This window comes from Zooshikella sp. RANM57, from assembly GCF_050749885.1.
In the GTDB taxonomy this organism is placed as follows: Bacteria; Pseudomonadota; Gammaproteobacteria; order Pseudomonadales; family Zooshikellaceae; genus Zooshikella.
Genome location: NZ_JBOIUB010000008.1, coordinates 76896 through 99217, shown reverse-complemented (window position 1 = coordinate 99217; position 22322 = coordinate 76896). Strand labels below are relative to the sequence as shown.

27 protein-coding genes and 1 pseudogene are annotated in these 22322 nt (G+C 39.1%); 14 read left to right on the top strand and 14 right to left on the bottom strand.

Going from position 1 to position 22322, the window contains the following annotated elements; genetic code table 11:
• Nucleotides 1-155: 155 nt before the first annotated feature.
• From ACQ96U_RS17130 to ACQ96U_RS17120, 3 genes are all read left to right on the top strand, one after another.
• Entirely contained in the window at nucleotides 156-1433 is a 1278-nt protein-coding gene (locus tag ACQ96U_RS17130) for a heparin lyase I family protein (RefSeq protein ID WP_431722482.1), read from the top strand.
• Nucleotides 1434-1597: 164 nt separating this feature from the next.
• Nucleotides 1598-2185 carry a hypothetical protein gene (locus ACQ96U_RS17125; protein ID WP_431722481.1) on the top strand — a complete coding sequence of 196 codons (588 nt, stop codon included), beginning with the start codon at nucleotides 1598-1600 and terminating at the stop codon, nucleotides 2183-2185.
• 122 nt (nucleotides 2186-2307) lie between these two features.
• Nucleotides 2308-2691, top strand: coding sequence for a hypothetical protein (locus ACQ96U_RS17120; protein WP_431722480.1), 384 nt, complete (start codon nucleotides 2308-2310; stop codon nucleotides 2689-2691).
• 248 nt (nucleotides 2692-2939) lie between these two features.
• On the opposite strand, the gene ACQ96U_RS17115 is transcribed toward ACQ96U_RS17120, so the two are convergent.
• The 3 genes from ACQ96U_RS17115 to ACQ96U_RS17105 all read right to left on the bottom strand — a co-directional run bounded on the left by ACQ96U_RS17115 (nucleotide 2940) and on the right by ACQ96U_RS17105 (nucleotide 5316).
• Nucleotides 2940-3845 carry a DMT family transporter gene (locus ACQ96U_RS17115; RefSeq protein WP_431722479.1) on the bottom strand — a complete coding sequence of 302 codons (906 nt, stop codon included), beginning with the start codon at nucleotides 3843-3845 and terminating at the stop codon, nucleotides 2940-2942.
• A gap of 104 nt (nucleotides 3846-3949) precedes the next feature.
• Nucleotides 3950-4657, bottom strand: a complete 708-nt coding sequence (locus tag ACQ96U_RS17110; RefSeq protein WP_431722478.1) for a helix-turn-helix domain-containing protein — start codon at nucleotides 4655-4657, stop codon at nucleotides 3950-3952.
• A 101-nt stretch (nucleotides 4658-4758) separates the two neighbouring features.
• On the bottom strand, nucleotides 4759-5316 hold the full coding sequence (locus ACQ96U_RS17105; RefSeq protein ID WP_431722477.1) for a sugar O-acetyltransferase: 558 nt from the start codon (nucleotides 5314-5316) through the stop codon (nucleotides 4759-4761).
• A gap of 484 nt (nucleotides 5317-5800) precedes the next feature.
• Between ACQ96U_RS17105 and ACQ96U_RS17100 the strand changes: the two genes are divergently transcribed.
• The 5 genes from ACQ96U_RS17100 (at nucleotide 5801) to ACQ96U_RS17080 (ending at nucleotide 7420) form a co-directional block, all read left to right on the top strand.
• On the top strand, nucleotides 5801-5929 hold the full coding sequence (locus ACQ96U_RS17100) for a transposase (RefSeq protein ID WP_431722476.1): 129 nt from the start codon (nucleotides 5801-5803) through the stop codon (nucleotides 5927-5929).
• Nucleotides 5930-5953: 24 nt separating this feature from the next.
• On the top strand, nucleotides 5954-6097 hold the full coding sequence (locus tag ACQ96U_RS17095) for a hypothetical protein (RefSeq protein ID WP_431722475.1): 144 nt from the start codon (nucleotides 5954-5956) through the stop codon (nucleotides 6095-6097).
• Nucleotides 6098-6219: 122 nt separating this feature from the next.
• Nucleotides 6220-6462: an IS3 family transposase gene (locus tag ACQ96U_RS17090; protein WP_431722474.1), complete on the top strand. Its 243-nt coding sequence runs from the start codon at nucleotides 6220-6222 to the stop codon at nucleotides 6460-6462.
• Between the two features lie 58 nt (nucleotides 6463-6520).
• Nucleotides 6521-6823, top strand: coding sequence for an N-acetylmuramoyl-L-alanine amidase (locus ACQ96U_RS17085; protein ID WP_431722473.1), 303 nt, complete (start codon nucleotides 6521-6523; stop codon nucleotides 6821-6823).
• 300 nt (nucleotides 6824-7123) lie between these two features.
• Entirely contained in the window at nucleotides 7124-7420 is a 297-nt protein-coding gene (locus tag ACQ96U_RS17080; RefSeq protein ID WP_431722472.1) for a YfbU family protein, read from the top strand.
• A gap of 313 nt (nucleotides 7421-7733) precedes the next feature.
• On the opposite strand, the gene ACQ96U_RS17075 is transcribed toward ACQ96U_RS17080, so the two are convergent.
• Nucleotides 7734-7928: a cold-shock protein gene (locus tag ACQ96U_RS17075; protein ID WP_431722471.1), complete on the bottom strand. Its 195-nt coding sequence runs from the start codon at nucleotides 7926-7928 to the stop codon at nucleotides 7734-7736.
• A 191-nt stretch (nucleotides 7929-8119) separates the two neighbouring features.
• Between ACQ96U_RS17075 and ACQ96U_RS17070 the strand changes: the two genes are divergently transcribed.
• Both ACQ96U_RS17070 and ACQ96U_RS17065 read left to right on the top strand, forming a co-directional pair.
• Nucleotides 8120-8494 (top strand): PAS domain-containing protein, encoded by a 375-nt coding sequence (locus tag ACQ96U_RS17070; RefSeq protein ID WP_431722470.1) that lies wholly within the window; start codon nucleotides 8120-8122, stop codon nucleotides 8492-8494.
• Nucleotides 8495-8597: 103 nt separating this feature from the next.
• Nucleotides 8598-9145, top strand: a pseudogene (locus ACQ96U_RS17065) (IS3 family transposase); the annotation flags it as partial.
• 115 nt (nucleotides 9146-9260) lie between these two features.
• On the opposite strand, the gene ACQ96U_RS17060 reads toward ACQ96U_RS17065, so the two are convergent.
• The 9 genes from ACQ96U_RS17060 to cra form a co-directional block, all read right to left on the bottom strand.
• A complete protein-coding gene (locus ACQ96U_RS17060; protein WP_431722469.1) occupies nucleotides 9261-9692 on the bottom strand; it encodes a DUF4274 domain-containing protein in 432 nt (143 codons plus the stop codon).
• Between the two features lie 115 nt (nucleotides 9693-9807).
• Nucleotides 9808-10254 carry a hypothetical protein gene (locus ACQ96U_RS17055; RefSeq protein ID WP_431722468.1) on the bottom strand — a complete coding sequence of 149 codons (447 nt, stop codon included), beginning with the start codon at nucleotides 10252-10254 and terminating at the stop codon, nucleotides 9808-9810.
• A gap of 183 nt (nucleotides 10255-10437) precedes the next feature.
• Nucleotides 10438-10806: a hypothetical protein gene (locus ACQ96U_RS17050; protein ID WP_431722467.1), complete on the bottom strand. Its 369-nt coding sequence runs from the start codon at nucleotides 10804-10806 to the stop codon at nucleotides 10438-10440.
• 131 nt (nucleotides 10807-10937) lie between these two features.
• Nucleotides 10938-11207 (bottom strand): hypothetical protein, encoded by a 270-nt coding sequence (locus ACQ96U_RS17045; protein ID WP_431722466.1) that lies wholly within the window; start codon nucleotides 11205-11207, stop codon nucleotides 10938-10940.
• Nucleotides 11208-11420: 213 nt separating this feature from the next.
• Nucleotides 11421-11903: a hypothetical protein gene (locus ACQ96U_RS17040; protein ID WP_431722465.1), complete on the bottom strand. Its 483-nt coding sequence runs from the start codon at nucleotides 11901-11903 to the stop codon at nucleotides 11421-11423.
• A gap of 170 nt (nucleotides 11904-12073) precedes the next feature.
• Nucleotides 12074-12481, bottom strand: coding sequence for a hypothetical protein (locus tag ACQ96U_RS17035; protein ID WP_431722464.1), 408 nt, complete (start codon nucleotides 12479-12481; stop codon nucleotides 12074-12076).
• Nucleotides 12482-12567: 86 nt separating this feature from the next.
• Entirely contained in the window at nucleotides 12568-12948 is a 381-nt protein-coding gene (locus ACQ96U_RS17030) for a hypothetical protein (protein WP_431722463.1), read from the bottom strand.
• Nucleotides 12949-13005: 57 nt separating this feature from the next.
• Nucleotides 13006-13458, bottom strand: coding sequence for a hypothetical protein (locus ACQ96U_RS17025; RefSeq protein ID WP_431722462.1), 453 nt, complete (start codon nucleotides 13456-13458; stop codon nucleotides 13006-13008).
• 431 nt (nucleotides 13459-13889) lie between these two features.
• A complete protein-coding gene (gene cra, locus ACQ96U_RS17020) occupies nucleotides 13890-14882 on the bottom strand; it encodes a catabolite repressor/activator (protein ID WP_431722461.1) in 993 nt (330 codons plus the stop codon).
• Nucleotides 14883-15161: 279 nt separating this feature from the next.
• Between cra and ptsP the strand changes: the two genes are divergently transcribed.
• Genes ptsP through ACQ96U_RS17005 form a run of 3 tightly spaced genes read left to right on the top strand, consistent with a single transcriptional unit; the run spans nucleotide 15162 to nucleotide 20804 of the window.
• Nucleotides 15162-18068, top strand: coding sequence for a phosphoenolpyruvate--protein phosphotransferase (gene ptsP, locus ACQ96U_RS17015; protein ID WP_431722460.1), 2907 nt, complete (start codon nucleotides 15162-15164; stop codon nucleotides 18066-18068).
• Nucleotides 18065-19000, top strand: a complete 936-nt coding sequence (pfkB, locus tag ACQ96U_RS17010; RefSeq protein WP_431722459.1) for a 1-phosphofructokinase — start codon at nucleotides 18065-18067, stop codon at nucleotides 18998-19000. Before ptsP ends, pfkB begins: the two co-directional genes overlap by 4 nt.
• Before the next feature lie 19 nt (nucleotides 19001-19019).
• Nucleotides 19020-20804: a PTS fructose-like transporter subunit IIB gene (locus ACQ96U_RS17005; protein WP_431722458.1), complete on the top strand. Its 1785-nt coding sequence runs from the start codon at nucleotides 19020-19022 to the stop codon at nucleotides 20802-20804.
• A 147-nt stretch (nucleotides 20805-20951) separates the two neighbouring features.
• Here the strand turns inward: ACQ96U_RS17005 and ACQ96U_RS17000 are convergent, their stop codons facing one another.
• On the bottom strand, nucleotides 20952-21380 hold the full coding sequence (locus ACQ96U_RS17000) for a GNAT family N-acetyltransferase (protein WP_431722457.1): 429 nt from the start codon (nucleotides 21378-21380) through the stop codon (nucleotides 20952-20954).
• 334 nt (nucleotides 21381-21714) lie between these two features.
• Between ACQ96U_RS17000 and ACQ96U_RS16995 the strand changes: the two genes are divergently transcribed.
• Entirely contained in the window at nucleotides 21715-22293 is a 579-nt protein-coding gene (locus ACQ96U_RS16995; protein ID WP_431722456.1) for a hypothetical protein, read from the top strand.
• Nucleotides 22294-22322: the final 29 nt, after the last annotated feature.

Sequence of the window (22322 nt, the reverse complement as noted above, 5' to 3'; positions counted from 1 at the left end):
CTGTAATGTGTGTTATATTGAATCATTTCACTATGTATATACTCCATCTATCTTTAAAAAGTACCTTCTATTTACCCTGTACTCAGAAAACTCATTGACCCAGTTTAGATTGCTTTTTATAGTCCTTTATCTGATAAAATCATAAGGATAAATTAATGTATAAGGTAATTAGGACTTTTGTAATAGGGATTTCCCTTTGCTCGACACTTCTTCAAGCACAGCAGTTAGACACCCTTTCCTATGAATATGTACAAGCAGGCTGTCATATCAGTCACCTGAAAATAGAAGGTAAGATTAATCCCCAAACCTATCTTATTGACGACCAGTGTGTTCTTAATCATCATGGCTTAGCGTTGGCACCTGTTGGCTCAAAACATCCTTTGGGTCGATTACCAGATTATAGGAACGGGCTTGATCAACTGTCTTTGACAGCCATTCCACGGAGTATACTTCCAGAATTTGGTTCACTTGCAGATGGTAGACAAAGAGTTGAATTAACCACAGGTTTCTATACGCTCAGCCAGTATTATTCACATCCCATCTCTGAGGATTTTTTAAAGCTCAGGCGATCTACAAAATCTATGATGACGGGTCAATGGCCAACTAACTTAAATCCACAGATTTATCAAATTCGTTTTCGATTACCTTCTCAATTCAGAACTGAATTTCAGTCACTCAATTTGTCCAAAACGAACAAAGCTAGCCTTCTATCTGATGAAATGTCTGTTATCATTGCGCAATGGCATGGTACCCCTGATCGCTTAACCTATCGACACAAAAGTGATTTACCTCAAAAGCATCAAGCACTTAGTATTGATCCAGAATCAGATACTGCGTTAAATGCAACGCTCTCACGCTACAATGAATTGAAGCAACAAGGGTATCTCTTTGATCAGGGTGGTTTTCCTCCGTTAGCACTTAAGATCAAAGATGGGCAGCTCGCCTTGATTGCAAATTACTTTAGATACCCTGTCCACGATCGACGTTTAACTCGATGTCCTAAGATCGCTTTATCAGGTAACCAAGCTGCTGAAGTCAATCAATTTTATGTTTGTAATTATGAGAACAAAGAACTTCAAAAATATGAGTTCATGAAAAAAAAATATACCAACCGGAGTAAAGCTCCTTGGGCATCAGGTGTCAGTATAGTTTGGAAGATGCCTTTAACAGATAACTATTTTGACCAATGGAAAATGCTAACGGTTTATATTGACTGGCCTGAGTGGAATCAAACTGAGAATACTACGCTTAGAAAAGGGCGAGTGTTGCTATTTAATGGTGATACCAGCGAGCAACTTGCAAACTATTATGGACCTATAGGTAACAACGACGAGTGGAAACCCTACTTTAAGTTCGGTATCTATAAATCTAACCACTCCCAGCACTTGCCAGCCCAAGTGGACTATGATTTATCCTCACTTTTGATATTCTGATTAATATTCAGCTATAAAAGGCAAGCAGTATATTGCTTGCCTAATGCTGAGACTTAAGAACAGAAAGCCCCTGTAGAAAGGGATGGCCACATTAGGCTAATAAAATGATCTTGCTTCGATAAATTGTAAAGGCGTCAACTGATTAAAAATAAAATGGACTAAATATGAAGATTGACTGGCAATACCCTGAACCACGGAAAGGTTTCGTAGGCTCTTTTGACAAACTTATCGGCCCAGGTGCAACACAGGCAGAAATAGTACTTCAGCTTGGTATACCGCTTGCTGCATTGATTATTGCGCCTCTTTACGCAGCAACACTTTCTATTGAGTGGTCTTTGGCTCAATATATCATATGTGCATTGTTGGCTTTTGATATTGCTGGTGGTGTAATTACTAATTCAACTTCAAGTGCAAAACGTTGGTATCATCGACAAGGCCAAACCACGACTAATCACATGATTTTTATTACACTTCACTTGTTTCACCTAGTGTTAGTATCATGGATTTATCTATCACTCGATTTCTTTTGGATTTTTTATTCTGGGGGATATCTGTTGTTTGCTGCCATATGTATTCTCTTGATTCCACAATACTTACAAAGAACGGTCGCATTATTTTTATATAGTATCGCGCTTATAATTTCTCTTTATGTGCTAGAAGCTCCACTTGGGTTAGAATGGTTCTTGCCGTTTTTTTACTTGAAGTTACTGGTTAGTCATCTAATCAAAGAAGAGCCATATCGGCCACAGTAGTTGATAAAAATATCCTTAGATAATAATCATATAATTGACATACGCTAAGAGTAAATTTTTACATGCGAAATTATATAAAAGTTGTAACTAGAGAAAATAATTAAAAACAAGGAATAGTTTTTATGAAAAGATATCTCTTAGGATTATCGCTTTTAGTTATAGTAAATTGTGCATTTGCTGACCTTGCGGGAAGATGGACACTTGAGTTTGATTATGGATGTAATGGCAGTAGTAAAATTGAAAGATATGAGTTTAATTCAGATGGATCCTGGAGGAGTATTGATGAGGATAATGTTTATGGTACTTATCTGGACTATCGAGATATGATTATTCTTATTTTTCATTCTTCGCCAGGAGCATATCCAACAACTTATGCAGGAAATAAAGAGTCGTTTACGCGTTATAAAGGTGTTATGCGTAACTGGAATGGGTCTGCAGGTTGTTTTACTTTAACAAAACATAGCAATCTAGGTTTGGAAAACCAGATAGAAGAGATCGAGAACTAAGCTTATATCCTACCTAATCAAGTGGATTAGGTAGGAGACTGAATCTCGCAGGATTATATTCCCCACCGCTTGTGGCGTAAAACCTATACCAAATACCCTACTCCTTGGGGCGGGGATCTTTATTTTAAACTGTTGAAATACTTGATGTGTATAATGTTATTTGGACTAATCATTATGTAACTGAATATAGTTTCTTTCCTTACTCATAACACCAAGATTGTTGTTGGCGATTATATTCGTTTATAACGTTACACTTTGGCTGGCTCTTTTGGTATTTGCATCAACATACAAATAATTATCAAAGAAATACCTATCCAGCCAATCGTGATGATTTTCTCACCAACAATGACTACTGCCATCATAGTGGCTACAGCAGGTTCAAGTAACGTTAAAAGGGTAGCTTTACTGGCTGCAGTAAACCTCAAACCATAGCCAAAGCACATATACCCCAAAAACATTGGAACAAGAGCCATGTAGAGGGCTACAACTGTATTATTGGAAGAAGAAAATAAATTATCACCGGTAATGATTAGTGAAGGCAGTAATATTAAGGCTGCTAATCCAAACATACTGGCCATAGCCGATTTTGAATGAATATTTTGTTCAATCATTTCTCTTGCTGCCCAAGAGTAGAGAGCATAAGTTAAACCTGCCAGTAGACCAAGCAAGATACCCAAATAGTGATTAAATACATGGGCACTCTGTTCTGGTTCGTAGTCCTTGCCAATCGCAAGCAACATCATTCCAATAGCACCTACAATAAAGTTCATCAACCATTTTTTTGAAATGGGCTTTTTGTTAATAAGCCATTCCAATAACACAGTAGAAAATGGTGCACTTGCAATCGAAATTACTGTTCCCAACGCTACACCAGAAAGACGCATAGCGCTATAAAATGCCAATGGATAGACTGCAACGGAAAGTCCACCAATAAGTATTAATGGGTAGTTAGATAATAGTCTTTTTTTATCTAAGAGCAGATTTCTTAAGGCAGTCAGCACAAGCAATAAGCCTCCTCCTCCCATAGCAAAGGCCCCTGTGGCCAATGGACTAACGTTAAGAGTGAAGCTTGCTGCAGTACCTGTTGTTCCCCATAAAAAACAAGCGAAAATAATGGCAACTGTACCTATAAAAGAGTGTTGATAAGACGGCATATAGCATCCCTAACAGGTATTGAAAACTGTGTAGCTAGTTTACGCAGATAGAAATTTGATATTGTGCAGAAAGGACGGTTTTATTGATGTATCAGTCGTTTCTGTTAACCAGAAAACTCTCTAGGTGACAATCCGTAAATGCTTGAAAAGCGTCGGCTAAAGGAAGAAAGATCCCTATAGCCCACTTGTTCTGCAACTATCTGGACTGGGTAATCAGTATGGATCAACAAAGCTTTAGCCTTTTCCATCCGGGCTTGAGTGATGTACTGTAATACACTCAATCCCATTTGGTCTTTGAAAAGCTTTTTAAACTGAGTGGGGCTTAAGCAAGCTATTTTCGCTAACTCCTTAATCATCAATTTTTCTGCAAGGTTCTCAAGCACATACTCTAATACGGAACGTATACGACGATCGACTTGCTTTAATAGGATCTGCTCTGCTAAAAGTATTTCAAATGTACTAAACATAATCTGCTCAAGTTCAGTGTTTAGCTGATACTCCAGCTGTTTTTCAATAAAGCTAAGATAACTGATGAGTGGTGAGTTGATAGAAAACAACAGAGTTTCTGATTGGGATAGATTTTTAGGGAGTTGGGACATATCAGCCACAACAAATCTGGCTTCTTCATTAGCGGTAAAGTGATGTATCTCCCCTGCTTTGATTATTACACATTCACCTGGAATGGCTTTACCTGAGTAACCTTCTATTTCAATATTAATAGCACCACGAAGTGGCAAGACTAACTGATGGTAAGCATGAGAGTGACCTCTGCGTTGGCTACTGTAAGAACGAATGGAGAGATGGTTTTGCATAATAATTTACTATTAATGAGTATACCTATGATACTTAGTAGCTAAATATATTTTACACACACCATGTCTTCAATGCTTTGTAATATTAGACATTTGAGGTATTACTTAATCACTTCTTTTATTACTTTTGCAGGGTTACCACCAATTACTACATTATCACCAAAGCGCTTCGTGACCACTGATCCTGACGCGACTACCACATTATCACCTAGCTCAACACCTGGGTTTATTATTGCGTGACCACCAATCCAGCAATTGTTGCCAATTTTTATGGTTTTGCCATACTCTAAACCACTTATTCGTTGTTCAGGGTCTATTGGATGTGTCGCAGTGTAGATGCCAACTTGAGGAGCAATAAAACAGTTATCCCCTATATGCACTTCGGCGACATCTAAAATCACGCATCCAAAGTTAGCGTAGAAATTTTCGCCAACATATATATTTTCACCATAATCGCAATTAAATGGTGACTCAATGTATATGTTTTCTCCTGTTGAGCCAAATAGTGTTTTGATTATTTTAGATCTTTCCTCTTTATTCGCGACACTGGTTTGATTTAATTTTTCAGTTGTTAAACGAGCTTTTAAACGTAGTTCCATTAGTTCAACATCGCTAGGGTCATAAAAATGTCCTGAAATCATTTTTTCTTTTTCTGTCATTAAATCCGGCTCCTATTTAAATCTTACTCAGAACTATTAATAGATTTATTACTGGTCCACCATTCTATCCAAGTTACAGCCGTTAAGTCATCTGGATCTAGCTGAAATGATACAGTTTGAGCAAGTAAATGAGTTACAGTTGTAAATAAAAAAATATTTATGGTGTATAGTTATTTTTCCAGTAGTGTCACTTTATTGACTGGAAGAAAGTGGTATATTCAGATAAATTTGTAAACAGCTGGTTTCATTCTCTAATCACGGATGCAATCACCCCCATTCTACCTGGCTGTTAGCTTTTAGCCAATTTACAATAGTCATTAGGGACATATTTCCTTGGTTCTCCAATACATATCCATGTTATCCCTTGCTCGCTAACATTTGGTTCAAATCGTATGATTAAGTTATCAATATTTGTCTGGTAGGGCTTGAAAACGTTAGACACTTTTTATGGTAAAAATGTAACTTAAACCATAAGAGGTAAATCATGGGTAAAGGTATCCGTTACTCAGGCGAATTTAAACAAGAAGCAGTCAATCAAGTAGTCGTACATGGCTATTCTGTTGGTGACGTTGCTGATCGATTGGGCATTAGTTCGAAAACCCTATATGGATGAGTAAAAAAACTGTCAAAGCCAACCGTGCAGCAGCAAGAGGATGTTGATTTAAAGGCTGAGATTGCTCGTCTTAAACGCGAACTCAAACGCACTGAGCAAGAGCTAGACATCTTAAAGGAAGCTGCAGTGTTCTTCGCAGGCGAGTCAAAGAACACTACACGTTCATAAAATCTCGTGCTAATAAATACCCTGTTCGTAGACTATGTAAGCTGCTCAATGTTCATCCCAGTGGGTTCTACGCGTGGCTCAAGCAGCCCGAGAGCAAACGTACTCAAGAGGATAGAACGTTGGTGACCAAGATTAAAAGGGCTTGGCTTGAAAGTGGAGGCATGCATGGTTACCGCAACATTCATCAGGATCTCATAGACTTGAAAGTGAAATGTGGCCGCGATCGTGTTTATCGACTGATGAAGGCAGAAGGTCTAAAAGCGCAGCGTAGTGCTAAGGATCCACGTCCATATTATGGTGGCAAGCCAGAGATGGTTGCGCAAAATTGGTTAGCACAAGACTTTTTTGTTGAAGCACTAGATTAGTCGTCCATTGCGCGGACACACCTAACGATAGGGACGTAACTGCTGAAGATATCTATCAGTGGCACATACATATCACAAAGTTATACGACGTGATGGGATAGTTGATAACGGTCGGCCCGAGTACTGGGAAGGTGCACACGTAAAGGACTACAACAGTAATAGTTTGGGTGTGTGCTTAATCGGTAGGGATGAGTTTACACCTGATCAACTAGACAACCTAGACCGTGTATTAACTCGCTGGAAAGAGAAGTACCCGCTTGCGGAAATATGTGGGCATCGAGACTTAGACCCGCATAAGACTTGCCCCGGTTTTGATGTAGGGGAGAGGTGGGAGTCTTTAATATTAAGTAAATATAATTAAAGCATCCTTATAAAAAAACTTTCGATAATTCGTAACTTAGAAGAATAAAATAACCACATGCAAAATGAATTCCCCAATACAGCTTACTTGTAAACATCCCTTTAAATTCCTTTGGAAGAGATAGCTGTTTCATTATATGTACCTTTCTAATTAGTAACTCCAAATAAATTGTATACTAAAAAAGTAAACTATTTTTATTGGGTTTACCAATGAAGGGTTTTTCAAAAATTCATTACTTCATTTTTTACATCACAACTGCAAAGATATGAACTATCTACATGAATAACCTAAAGTAAACCAATGACAAACAAATATCACTTGGACTACTTCGATAAAGCCGTCCTTAGCAATCAATATAAAATCCTTCAATTACTCGACCCTGTATTTAATAAAGATAGTGGCATTTACGAAGCGAATAAATACAAGAATTACATCGAGATTTTAGACAGTAATATGGTTGAGCTTTTCCCTGAGATATTTGAAGGCAACTATGAGCTACCACACGACATACAGCGTGATGTCCTTGCTATTACTGACTTGTATGCCCTTATGAGGTTAGCTACTGTCGCTTATCGCTTGATGAACAACAGGAAATAGACGGCGATAAAGTCATATTTAATGGCTTTGGTAGAGAAGATAAATACTATACGGAAATAAGGGATTTTCTGACTGCACTAAATAACAGTGAGGTATTTGAAGATAGGCCAGGTAAGAGTTGTCACTGAGGATCTGCTTGAGTTTCCACCCGTAGGCCCAATGATGCCGTTATATAAGCAACAACTGGGGAGGTTTGAAGCGCTGAAGGCTAGGCCAGGGTACGCGGGCGATATGCTAACAGTGGAGGAGTTGAAGTACCTAATGGAAGGCTTTGAAGATGCTCCAGCCATCCAATAGGTACCTAATCGCTCTTTTAGTCGATAACCTGAACGTTGATGGCACAAGGTCCTTTCTGGCTCTGGCCAATCTCAAACTCTACTTTGTCACCATCACGAGGAGTTGGGCCTTGTATATCATTTTTATGAAAAAACAGGTCTTTTCCTTCACTAGGAGTGATAAAGCCAAAACCTTTAGTTGTATTGAAGAATTTAACTGTACCTGTGCTCATTCTAATCTCGCATTTATGTTGAATTAAGCGTGTTTTATAGAGGTTAATGAGCAATAAAGCAAACTGTTTTTACTGTTATTGCTATGTGAACTCAGGTATCTGACCAAAAGGTATGGGAAATCGCCAATAGTCAGGGGAAGCGAGTTTTTTATAGCTATACTGCTCTTTAAGCCTTAAAGAAAGAGCAAAAAATGAATGCTAAACAATTAAGTTTTTTAATAGATCAACTAGATGAGTCAGTAGTCGTTGTTGACAAAAATTTAAATATAGTTTGTTTCAATAAATCAGCTGAAATCTGCTTTCAATACCAACATGAAGAGGTAATAGGGAAACATCTTAATATACTAATCCCGCTTAAGTTTCACGAAAGTCACAACCAGCGTGCAAAACAATATATAGAGAATAATGAACCTCCTCGACCAATAGATAAAAGAGAATCAGTGGTTTATGCTAAGAAGAAAGATGGATATGAATTCCTTGTTAGAATAGCTATCTTAAACTTATGTGTTAATGGTCAACAGCACGCTATTGCAATCATTAAACAATATGAAGATGTAATTTATTAGAGGTTAATGGCCAATAAAGTAAGCGGCTTATTTGCTTAGTGCAGTTTAGAATTAAGCATATGACCAAGAGAGGTTAGGGATAGCTACCACTTCCACTCAGGTAATAGATGCTGTGGCAGATAACTTATTAAACCAAAACTTTAATCCTTTGGGGCCTAATGAAGTATGGGCGGGAGATATTACCTATATAAAACAGCTAAAGGTTGGGTGTATCTTGCGGTAGTATTAGATTTATTTTCCAGGCGTATTATAGGATGGCATTTAAGTCATCGATTAACGACCGATTTAGTGTGTCATGCTATGAAAAAAGCCATTTATCTAAGGCAGCCCGAGCGTGGTCTTGTTTTTCATAGTGACCGTGGCTCTCAGTATACCAGTAGGCAGTATAGACAATTACTAGAAAACAACGGTATACGAGCCTCAATGGGCGATGTAGGTGCTTGCTAGGATAACGCTGTGGTTGAGCGCTTCTTTGGTAGTTTAAAGTACGATTGGTTGCTGAAAGTTGCCCAACCGAATTATGAGCATTTAAAGCAAGATATTATTGCTTACATGAAGTATTACAACATCGAACGACTACATGCGGCTAATAAAAATAAGTCGCCTGTCGATTTTGAAAATTCTCAAATAAATGTGTCCAATTCGGGTTGACCAGTACAGGGCATCTAACTATTAATAAACGCCACTCTGACGCAAGCCTAACTTCATTGTAGGCCTTATGATGACTGGTATCCAGCTAGGTGGGTAGGTAACGGTTCTTACCAGATTACGTGCTGCCGACTACTTTTGTATAAAACACGGGCGAAACACCAGCTTGCTCTAATTTATATACTTCAACTTTCCCTATATTTGGATCAAAACTAACTGGTCCAGTAGGATATTGGTTGTTTGAAAGGCGATAGATCAACTTTTCACAAAAATCTGCCCACGAACCATTATACTCATCTCTCATAACTTCCTTTGTCAAATAGCACATAGCCTCAGCAAGCCAAAATAAGCTAAGCGCAGTACCTAAATCGCAGCTTGAGTTGTCAGCAATAGCATTGGGTAATTCGTAGCCATCGTCCCAGTTATAGGCTTTGGCGTACTCATAAAGAAATTCGGTGTTGCTCGCTTGAGTGACAATATCAATATACTTTTGCAAATCATCTTCAGATTGAATTTGCTCAATTTTTTGCTGTTCAGCTTCACTAAGCATAGTTCAGATAACTATTAATGAACGTCACTCTGGCGTAATCCTAGCTTCATTGTAGGCCTTATGCCTCTTAACATCCAGCGTAGTGGCTAAATACTAGCTCTTGCCCGATTAACCCTCAATCTTCGTCTTCCACACATATTAAACCGATCCATTCTTTGCCAACGACCACAACACCGAAATCGGATGTTGAATCTGTTAGCTCCGACCAACCTTTACTATCAGGCTCGATTTCACCGTTTGAAAAGAATTTACAGTTGTATTGACCGAACAGAGATATAAACTTTTCTGATATGTGTTTGGCCGTATGCTTATTCATTATTTCATTACCGTAGGCCAACCCTTTATGTAGGATCTCTGTCAGGTATTGCTCAGCAGTATTTTCCTTCAACTCGTTCCAATCATACCTTATCGGTTTTAACCCAAGCGAGACTACATATGCATCCAGTGCTTTTATCAAATCCTCGTTACCGAAGTTAGAAACTGGAGAGATATCTATGGTTAATCGATCGTTCAGAAAAGAATTATTATTTAAATAATCTTTAATTTCTTTGTATGTTTCCATGGCTATACAACTGAGAGCTAACGATCGCTTCACTGGACGATTTGTAGTTGCGCAACCCAGTACAAGCGTCTGTGTACGCCCGGCGTGGGCATTGAATTTATGGGGTGAAAGTCCCCTGTAGGAAGATCACCTTTTAATTAATCTTGCATGCAGGGTGCTGGGTAGATAGCAGCTCTTACCCGATTATGTGCTCAGGTTGTTTTTAAAACCAAAATATTCAATATACTCTTTCATTGCTTGAAAACTCTCGTAGGTTGTTTCCATCTTCGGTTTTAATATTACACTTAAATCGTAATCACCATTATGGTCAACATGTGCTATGCACCTATCGACCTCAAATAGCCCTGGTTTATGACTTACTTTTTGAAATAACGAGCTGTATCTTTCTCTGTTTTTATCATCGATTATGGGGTTTATATGGACCCACATACCTGGGAAAGGAATAAACTTAAGGGATATTACTCTACCAACGGAAATATACGTTAATTCGTGCTCTTTCAACATTTCATCCGGAGCTAAAACATCTAGTTTTAATTTAATTAAATATTCCATATTGAAATCAAGTAATCTATCGCGGTTTGACACTTAACTATTAATGGACATTACTCTGGTGCAAAACTTAACCTCATTGTAGGCCTTATGGTTAGCGGCATCCCAGATACCCAGCTCTTACCCTATTAGGTTTAAAGCTTTTGAGTTCCTATGTAATTTCTAATTTGCTCTTCAAGCTCGAACTCATCATCACAGTCTCGCTCATCTAAGTACTCATTGAAGCTTATAAGGCTAAAAACCATCTTTTGGTCTAAAGGGTGCGAGCAGCTTGTAGTATACAATTTGAACTCTCCTTCGTGATCCACGTAAACTTCTCCATCGTTACTGAAGAGCAGTACCTGCTCTTTCGCAAACTTCACCAACATCTCTATTTCTATCAAGGACTCCTCACTTCGGCTCAATTAAGCTCATTCATTGACTGATGATAAAGGTATAAACCTAAGTTTCCGTTTGTGGTTAGTCGGCTCGAAACAGAAACTAATCCACAACAAGGGCTTGTGTACGCTTGACATTATTGGATAGTCCCCTACCCTGATGCAACCCTAACCTCATTGTAGGTCCTATGGTTAATGGTATCCAGGGAGGTGGTTGGGGAGCAGGTCTTAGCTGATTAACTATTTTTTATAACTACCATTTATGGCCTTCCTTATACAAAGCCCCTTATCGTTATTTAACCCCTGACAGGATACTAACTGACCATAGATATAGTTAGTAAGCTGCATTTTATAAGAAAGGCCGATCTCCGCTCTCATGCAACTCTCCTCATGAATTAACGACAGGGTAAATGAATTTAGATTACGAAAATCATATGCATCAGCAATTACACTAGCTATCATGTCGATCTCCTCTTGAGGAATATCAACAGGCATTGATTTTAATACCACCTTGCGTGTTATCCCTTGGTCCCGCATCAAAGGAATTGCCATGCTCAGTCTTCTGATCGATTGGCATTTAACGGGCAAGTTTTCGTAGGGAAAACCACGCTCAAGGCTATATGAAACACTTTCCAATGTCGCTTGGTCGTTTTTCTCTTTTAAACTGCCACTAGCACAACCTTCGCCAATCAATAAAATTACAATAAAGAGCACTCTAAGCATATTGTTATAAACACCATTGATTCTTGTAACAGTAGCTAAACAACTGATAAAAATTGTGAACACTCATACTCTATTTAGCCTAACTACTAATAAACATCACCCTGACGAAACTGTAGGCCCTATGTTTAGCGGTATCCAGCGTGGAGGTTAAATACCAGCTCTTGACCGATTTATACTTCGTATAGTTCAACATCATACGGCTCAGCTAAAACTATATATTTACCACAAGGCGAAAATGATGCAGCAAACCAATCACCTGAGAAAGTGGAAAATTCAATAATGCTTTCTACGCCGGCTATATTGCAATTAACTGAAACGGAATCATTACTTGATTTGAAGTCATACGATATTTTATTACCATTTATTTCTAAGAGCGGCTTTCCACCCGAGATGCCTAGAGAATGTGGTAACGAATCCAAGAACTCATAAGGATCATCATCTAATATCTCTGCTTCAGACTCATCACCAATTACAACCTTGAATACTTCATCATAATCGCAGACGTAAAGAAAGCCATTTTCGGGGAGAGTTATTCCCCTAATTCTTTCACTTGTTCTCGGGAGATTAATTTTTCTCATATCTTTACTGCCTAACTAATAATAAACGCCACTCAACCTCATTGTAGGCTTCATGGTTTTTGCCATCCAGCGATGAAAAAAAGATGCTACATTAAAAATGATTCATCAATAAAGAAACGAATTCCTTCTATGATGAGAGCAGCTGCGAACAGAATTAAAAGTATGCTATAAAAAAGGCGGTTGGATATTAAAAATGAAGCTCGTGTAATCACACCAATTTTATTAATAACTTCTGAATTATGCTTAGTAAACTCTCTATTTTTTAGATACTCTTGTAAATTCTGTTTTTCTTTCCCACCTATCATGAAAGGGTTGGTAGAGAGAGTAGTCATTTTATTCCATTCGCTAGGCTCAATATTTTTTAGTTTCCTTAAAAAAATTGATATTAACATAGGCATTAAAACAAACTGCCAAATCATTGTTATCATAAACACAGCACTAAATAGGTGAAAAACTGCTTCTGTCATTTGGCAAATATCACTTTGTAAGCTTCATATTTTGTTGCCCAGCTCTTATCCATTAACTTAGTACCAACCTGTCATTATTTGATTACCACTAGTATCATAAACTTCACTTAATATACATCTTCCATGTTCGTCGTATACTGACACATAATCATGTTTTTCAAAATTACTGCTTATCCTTTTGATGGTGGAGACTGGTATCATTATAACTTCAGAGATACCAAGCGTTAGTATTGCTAAATACATTTGAGGGACACCATCTGATGCCTTTTTTAGTTTCCCCTTAATTTCATGCACTAATATTTTTTCATATGAAAGATTATTTGTTCGTAAAAGGATATGATTAGGTAGATTGTGATCGTTACGTCCATAGACTGATTTGGGTTTTCCTAGTAGTTTATTTAGCTCATGAATACTAGTGCATAGCTTACGGTGCTCAATACCCCCTGTGCTTTCAATTAAAGTAGAACACCCACTTAAAAGTAATATAAAAAAACAACTTATAAATTTCATAAATTACTTAAATTAAACAAAACAATAATTTATTTGTTAGTTGGTGGCATATTATGTGTTTATAGATAGAAACACCAGTAGGTTACATATTTCACTACTAAAGACACTTAGTGCTCCTACCCCACCCCAGAATACTAAACCCCCTCGAAAAAACTTCCGGTAACCTCAGTTATCGGCTATTTTTATATCAAAAAGTAATATAATACCAGATTTAGTAATACGTAATATGTGGTAGATAGCTATATTGGAAGACAAGAGTAAGGATTTGTTAGTCTGAAGTGCTGGTGACTCTTGCCGTATAAGTGAATGATATAGTTAAGAATAGTTGAAAGACGCTGTATATGCTTTAAATGTGCGGTATCTGAGATGTTTTTAAGGCAATAAAACGTAGATATCTGCAGTTTTATTACCTCAAAATCTTATAATAACCACTAACGTCGTACAATAAGTGAGCGAGGAATTACTTCACGTTGTGGGGCATACTCTCCGTTGATTGCTTGCATGGCAAGTTGCCATGACTGTTCGGCAATTAAATCGTATTGCTGAGGTAGAGAGTTTATTTTAATGGGCAATAAGTCTAAAGCTCTGCTGTTGCCAAAGGTGGCTAACTGACAGTGCTGACATTTTTCAAACCAAGTGCTATCAGCCAGTACAGCCAAAATACCTTCCATTAAGGTGTAAGAGGTGGTGATGATGGCATCGGGGATACAGCCTAAGTTATCCACTGCTTGATGAAAAAGGGATTTACCAACAGAACGGCTGTAGTGATCGCCATAAAAGCAGTGAGGAGTAATATTTGGATAAGCCATTAAGGCTTTGCGAAAACCAGCTTCACGCTGCTTGCTAATCGTTAGTTCTGGCATTGCGCTTAGCATAACCACATTTTTTGCCTGGCTTAAGTTGAGTGAGCTTACCAAGGTTTCTGCGCCATGTTGGTCATCACTGATCACACTAATAAAGTCTGAGGAGGGAAGGGGACGGTCTAAGCCGATAATTAATAGCCCTTGCTTATTCAGCTTTTGGTAATAATCAACGTCATCTCCCAGGCATGATGAAACCATCAATAAGTCGATATTACGAGATGAAAGCATTTTAGCGACTTCTAGTTCAGTGGCGGGGTCATCGTCTGAACTTGCAATAATCAACTGGTAGCCGGCTGTTCTTGCTAACTGTTCAAGGCGCTTGGCTATACGTAAATAACTTCGGTTTTCAAAATCAGGCGTGATAAAACCAAAGGTATTACTCTTACCGCGTCTTAATGCCGCTGCAGTATCATTCGGTCGAAAACCGTACTGGTTAACGATTGAGAGTACTTTTTCCTGGGTGCGTTGGCTTATCCGGTATTTATCTGCTTTGCCATTGATGACGTAGCTGACGGTGGATTTGGATACACCCGCGAGTTTGGCTATTTCTTCCAGTCGCATGAACCGGTTATCCTCACTAAAAATTGCGCTTGATCATACCATAATCAAATCAATTTACTAAGAGACTTGATTTTTTGACTGAATCGTTTAAGCATAGCAGCTGAAACGATAAAGCAAAAACAAGTTTACGATAACCGATGACTAAAACTTAGAGATTGTGAACAGATTCTATGACACTTATACATGCTTATTAACATAAACAAAGCATCAGTATAAATAGAGCCTTAGTCGCAAACTCATTAAGCGTGAAGATAATACGCTATAAATAGGATGGCTTCTATGTTGACCTTAACTTCGCAGGATATCACGTTACGTGCCTCCGCCAGTAGTAAGGAACAAGCTTTACAGCTTGTAGCAGAAAAAATGGTTGACGGCGGATTGGTTAAAGCGGGCTATTTAACTGCGCTTATGGCCAGAGAAAAGCAAATATCAACGTATTTAGGTCAAGGTATAGCCATACCTCATGGTACTGCTGATAGAAAATCTGAAGTGTTAAGCACAGGAATTTGTGTTGTGCAGTTTCCACAGGGAGTCGACTGGGGAGACGGGCAAGTAGCTTACATTGTGGTGGGGATTGCCGCTAAATCAGAAGAACATCTGACCATTCTGCAGCGGTTAACCCATGTGATTGGCGATGAACAAGCTGCAGCTGAGTTAAAAGATACCACTGACGCTGGTTTAATAGCAGCGATTCTAAATGGACAACAGCCAAGCAAAAAGCTGCAGTTTGATCGTGCATTTGTGCAATTACAGCAACCACTATCATCAATAACAAGTGCTGCCAGTTTGGCAATGACTAAGCTACTGGATGCTGATGTTATCTCCTGGGAGTTTGCGAAGCACTTGCCTGAGTTGCAACCACGCTATTTGGCTGAAGGGGTTTGGCTCATGGGGGGATCGTCAGGTGTGAACCGCTCAGCGGTTGCTGCCGTCCAGCTTGCAGAGTCCAACACACTAAAGCAACAACCCTTTAAATTTTTAGTCTTGTTTGCCGCTATTGACCGTCAACATGAGCAAGTCATTCAACGGTTATTAAAGTTACAGCAGAAAGGTGCGTTGTCACAGCTGACTAATGCTGTTGATACTCAGGAAGTAGTTCGTTTACTGAGCAGTGATGTGGTTGATGGTCAACATACAACAATCACAGTATTAAATGCTGATGGATTACATGCTCGCCCTGCTGCTCAGCTTGTTAAATCACTTGAAAATTTTGATTGCCAGATATCGGTTGAGCCCGCTAATCATTCAGTATTACCTATTAATGCCAGAAGCTTAACTCAGTTATTAAGTTTAGGTGTCGTACATGGTCAAAAATTGGTATTTACGGCACAGGGACCTCAAGCTGATGAAGCTTTAAAGACCATTGAGCAAGGCTTTAAAGAAGGTCTTGGAGAGCCTACTGTACCTGTTGTGGATAAAATAGCCGAACAACCAAAAACACAGCATGAAGCAAAAACAATATTAACTACAGGTGTTTTACAAGGTGTGGGCGCAGCGCAGGGTATTGCAATTGCCCCTATGCAATTACATATTCATCAACTTGAGTCATCTGTCACTGATGATGCTCAGCACTTTTCTCCCTCTGAAGAAATACCGCGTTTGCAGTATGCCATTGATGCGGCTAAACAGCAGCTTGGTAAGCAAATAGAACGTTTAACGCAAGAAGATCTGGTGGGCATACTGTCAATGCATCGAGATATGCTTGAAGATCCTGAGCTGTCAGATCGAGCTGAACAATTAATGAAAATAGGGCATCAGGCTGAGTGGAGCTGGCAACAAAGCTTTTCCACGCTTGCAGATGCTCAGGCTGCATTAGCAAATCCGCTCTTGGCACAACGTGCTGCTGATATCCGTGATGTGGGCGAACGTGTTTTACAGCTTTTGATCAAGCGTGATAAAACATCCTCTTCCCAACAAGAGCCTTATATTTGGGTTACAGATGAGCTATTGCCTTCTACATTAGCGGAAATGGATCCTGCTTTAGTGAAAGGTATCGCAACAGCCTATGGTGGGACAAACTCTCATGCTGCAATATTGGCTCGTAGTTTAGGTATCCCTTTGGTGGTTGGTTTAGGGGAAGCCTTACTGACATTAGAAACTCCATGGATGGCAATATTAGATGGTGATAAAGGACTTCTAGATATTGCTCCAGAAGAATCACGTATTCAACAAGCTAAGCAATCTGCTGACTTACAAAAGAAATTAGAAGCTAAAGCGTTAGCTTCATGTCAACAACAGGCTATTACACCAGACCAACATAAAATTGAGGTGGCGGGGAATATAGCAAATTTAGCTGAAGCAGAAAAAACAGTTGAAATGGGTGGGGAAGCGGTTGGACTGCTGCGTACTGAATTTGTTTTTATGCACTATGCAACGGAGCCGACTGAAGCACAACAGCAGCAGTATTACCAACAGATTATACAAGCATTAGCAGGGCGACCATTGGTTGCGCGTTGCCTTGATGTAGGAGGCGATAAGCCTTTGCCATTTTTACCCCAGCCAAAAGAAGAAAATCCATTCTTAGGGGTGCGTGGTATTCGTTTAACGCTGCAACACCCACATGTTTTAGAAAAGCAGCTAAGTGCATTAATGGCTGCAGCCGGTGATCAGCCATTACGTATAATGTTTCCTATGGTCACAGATATTGCAGAGTGGTATGAAATCAAAGTAATCGCTCAGCGTATTCAGGCCAAATATAACTGCGCTGATCTGCAATTAGGCATTATGATTGAGGTTCCTGCTGCAGCATTACTTGCAAAGCACTTTGCATCGGAAGTGGACTTCTTTTCTATTGGCACCAATGACCTTTCACAATACACATTAGCGATGGATCGTGGACACCCTAAATTATCAGCACGTGTTGATCCACTCCATCCTGCCGTTTTACAACTTATTAAACATACAGTTGAGGGAGCACGACACAGTAAGGCGTGGGTAGGCGTTTGTGGTGAAATGGCGGCTGATACTGCTGGTTTAGCACTTTTACTGGGGTTGGGGGTGGATGAAGTCAGTGTGTCACCTAAAGCAATTCCTCGTACTAAATTATATCTACGACATATGTCTCTTAAAGATTGTCAGCAACTGGCTGAAAGAGCACTTAACCAGTCAGATGCGAAGCAAGTTAGAAAGGTTACAAGTGACTATGTTGAATCTGTCATGGCAGTATTGAGTGGAGAGCAGAAATGATGAAGCAGGGTATTGCAACGATTACAATGAATCCTGCATTGGATTTAACAGGACAGTTGTCGAGTGTTCAACTAGGTGAGGTTAACTGTATTCGTGAAGCTTCCTTACGCCCAGCAGGTAAAGGCGTCAATGTTAGCTGTGTACTAGCGGATATGAAGGTACCTGTAGCTGCAACAGGTATTTTAGGTGATGAAAATGCACAAGCATTTAATACGCTTTGTGCCAATCGCATTATTCAGGATGAGTTTTTGGTAGCGCCAGGAAGTACACGTATTAATGTAAAAATATCAGCTGATCAGGTAACAGAGTTTAATTTCCCTGGACTGGAATTTAATCAGTCTGTGATTAGCCAGTTTGAAAACACAATAGAGCGTTTATTACCTGATTTTTCTTTATGGGTCGTAGCGGGTAGTTTACCTGCGTGTTTGCCACGAGACTATTATTTTAAGTTGATTTCTCATTTGAATGCGCATGGAAAAAAAGTGTTATTCGACAGTAGTAGTGTACCATTTGCGGAAGGTATTAAAGCTAAACCATGGTTAATAAAACCTAATGCTTCAGAGCTTTCTGATTGGGCTGGTTTGACATTAGAGTCACCTGAGTCACAAATAAAGGTTGCCAGAGAGTTAATTCAAGATGGCATAACACATGTGGTTATCTCTAATGGTGCACAAGGGGTGTTGTGGGTTACAGCAACAGAATGTTGGCAGGCACAACCTCCTAAAGTTGAAGTTATTAGTACCGTGGGGGCGGGAGATACACTGGTAGCAGGTATTGCCTACGGTTTGATGAAGCAGGAAACACCTGAACAAATTTTAAGAAGAGCAACTGCATTATCTGCATGTGCAGTTACTCAAGTAGGTGTTGGCGTAAAGGACTATCAACAAGTAGAACGAATAAGCCATCTCATACAAATAAAACAGCACATCTAGCTGGCTGAGGAGTATAACGATGAAAATAGCAGTAATAACGTATTGCCCGGGTGGCGTTATTAATACCTTTCTAGCGGCAGATGCTATTCAGCAGACCGCTAATAAGTTAGGTTGGGAAGTATTACTGGAAAGTCGAAGTCATTTACGTCCATTTGAGCCATTACCTCTAGAGCAATTAAAACAAGTAGACTGTGTCATTGTGGCTGGGGATGGTGGAACAGACTTGTCGCACTTAGAGGGTTTACCTGTTTATCAAGGTTCGATTGAGGGGGTGTTGGCTGCTCCAGAAGCTTGGTTGAAGAATGCAGTAAAACAGGCTACCACACAACAGGAATCGCCTAGTGTTAATGAACAGCATCGTGATAGCAATACCGTCGCTACTCGAGAAAAAACGCACCAAAATAATTCTGCATCCGCACCGCTTAAAATTGTAGGTATAACAGCGTGTCCTACAGGTGTTGCCCATACATTTATGGCTGCAGAAGCACTTACCAGTACCGGTAAATCTCTTGGATATGAAGTAAAAATTGAAACAAGAGGTTCCGTTGGGGCAAAAAATACGTTAACGGATGAAGAAATTGCGGCTGCTGATTTAGTAATATTAGCAACTGACATTGAAGTTGATACCCAACGTTTTGTCGGAAAACGTGTTTACCATACTTCAACCGGTTTAGCATTAAAACAGAGCAAGCAAGTTTTTGAAAAAGCAGAAAAAGAAGCAAGCATCTTAGGAGGTGAAGTAGCTGTTGGCAGTGCAGCAGCCACACCTCAAAAAGAAGATAAAAAGTCAGCTAAAGGTTTATATAAACACCTGATGACAGGTGTTTCTTTTATGTTACCCGTCGTTGTAGCGGGTGGTTTAATTATTGCGTTGTCATTTGTATTTGGTATCGAAGCATTTAAAGAAGAAGGCACGTTAGCCGCAGCGCTGATGCAAATTGGTGGTGGTTCAGCTTTTGCGTTGATGATTCCTGTTCTTGCAGCTTATATTGCCTTTTCCATAGCCGATCGACCTGGGCTTGCACCTGGTTTGGTGGGCGGTATGTTGGCAAGCTCGTTAAATTCTGGATTTTTAGGGGGGATCGTCGCCGGTTTTATAGCGGGTTATATTGCACGCTGGATTAATGAAAAAGTTAAATTGCCCGATACCTTATCTGCCTTAAAACCTATCTTGATTATTCCATTTTTAGCAACACTAGCCACAGGATTAATTATGATCTATGTGGTGGGTACGCCTGTTGCCAGCATTATGGCATTTATGACAGATTTTCTGGCAAATATGGAAGCGGGTAATGCTGTGTTATTAGGTGCGCTTTTAGGTGCCATGATGTGTTTTGATTTAGGTGGTCCAGTGAATAAAGCTGCTTATACTTTTGGTGTGGGTTTATTGGCCAGTAAAACCTATTTACCTATGGCTGCCATAATGGCTGCTGGAATGGTACCTGCTATTGGTATGGGATTGGCCACCTTTATTTTCCGTAAACGTTTTTCTGATACAGAACATGAAGCGGGTAAAGCTTCATTTGTTTTAGGACTCTGCTTTATATCTGAAGGTGCGATTCCATTTGCTGCAAAAGATCCACTGCGGGTTATTCCTAGCTGTATAGCGGGCGGCGTCGTGACTGGTGCCCTTTCAATGTGGATAGGGGCAACCCTTATGGCACCACATGGCGGTATCTTTGTGTTCTTTATTCCAAATGCGGTTAATAGTGTTTTAATGTACTCTGCAATAATTGGTATTGGTTCATTAATTACTGCATGTACCTATGGAATCTGGCTAATGAAGAAGCCAGTAAAAGTATAGTTTTAGTCGTTAACCCTTACTGCCATAAACTATTATGGTAATTTGCCCCATCCAATGATGGGGCTTTTTTATATCTGTATTTAAAGTATTTCTATGGTTTTTTAGTAGATAAAATGGCAAGTAATCGATAAAAAGATGTCAATGAATTTACTTGTTAGCTAAGCTGGTAACTGTCTGATGGCGCTCAAGTGTCCAACAATATTCATTATGTGTAAAACCAATATGTTTGTAATATTCCCGAGCGGCCGGCGCTGCTAATAGAATGACTTTACAGCGTGGTCCTAATTGCGCTTGTGTTAATGTAATAAGTTGTTTACCCATTCCAAATCGTTGATATTTTTCATCTATGGCTAAATCTGACAAATAACAAGCATAGTTAAAATCTGTCACTGAGCGAGCAATACCAACTAACTGATCATGAATCCAGGCAGAGATAATTAAGTTACTGTTTTTTAGCATACCTTGTATGCATTCATGGTCATCTACAGGCCTTCTCTCTCCTAATGTTGTATTATTCAATAGGTTTATAAATTGCTCTACAGCCACTGTTGCATTTATCTTGTAAGTAATATCCATTGTACAACCATAATCTATAAATATTAGAACTGCACTATATACCTTGGGAGAGAACAGCACTTGTAGGCGGGCTTATTCGCTATTTTAACTGACTATAACACGTCTACATGAGTTTATAAGGTGCCCATATGCTGACAGTGTATTAAATTAACAGCACCAAGTAATGAATACTAGTCGAAGAAAGTATAAAGCATGCTAATAAGGCAATGAGCTGAAAGTTGCCTATTGATTTTTAAGATAAATACAATTCTAATAGTGACGTTTTGGTCATTCAGGATGAATGTGATTTATAACGCTTCTACTTATAGTGAACGATATAAAAAGGAATAATTTAATGTTCAAAAAATTAGCCACACTAACACTTTCAACTGTTTTAGGTTTTTCTTCTGTAGTTATTGCTAATGATAACCCGTATTCACAATACTGTATAGCTGACGCACCCAGTACTATGTCAGCGTGGCAAGCGAATCCTCTCTCAGTAATGATGGCGCTTGAGCATGCTAATATTGCATTCATTGGTACCGTAAAATCTACTGAATTGATTAAAGAAGGGTATGATGATACTGGTGTTTTTCGGAGGGAGCAAAAGGTTCAATTTTTAGTAGAAAACACGCTCTATAATAATACCTCATTTGAAACACAAATGGGTAAAAAGACGGGAGATTTAACACTTACGTTAAAGTCTGAATTTGGAGGAGACTTATTTAAAAGTCAGTACCCATTTGAAAAAGGTAAAACGTATATTGTACATGCTAAAGTTGAGCAAACAGAAGCATTTGACAAATATACGGCGTCAGTATTTCCTTGTGGACCAACAACTGCCCTCAGCGAAGAAAAAGCGCTCGAACATATACAAATCTTAGATGACATAATGGCTGGTATCCTTATTGTTGAGCCGCCAATGCCCCACTAATTATTAGTGAATATCTGCACTCAACTTTT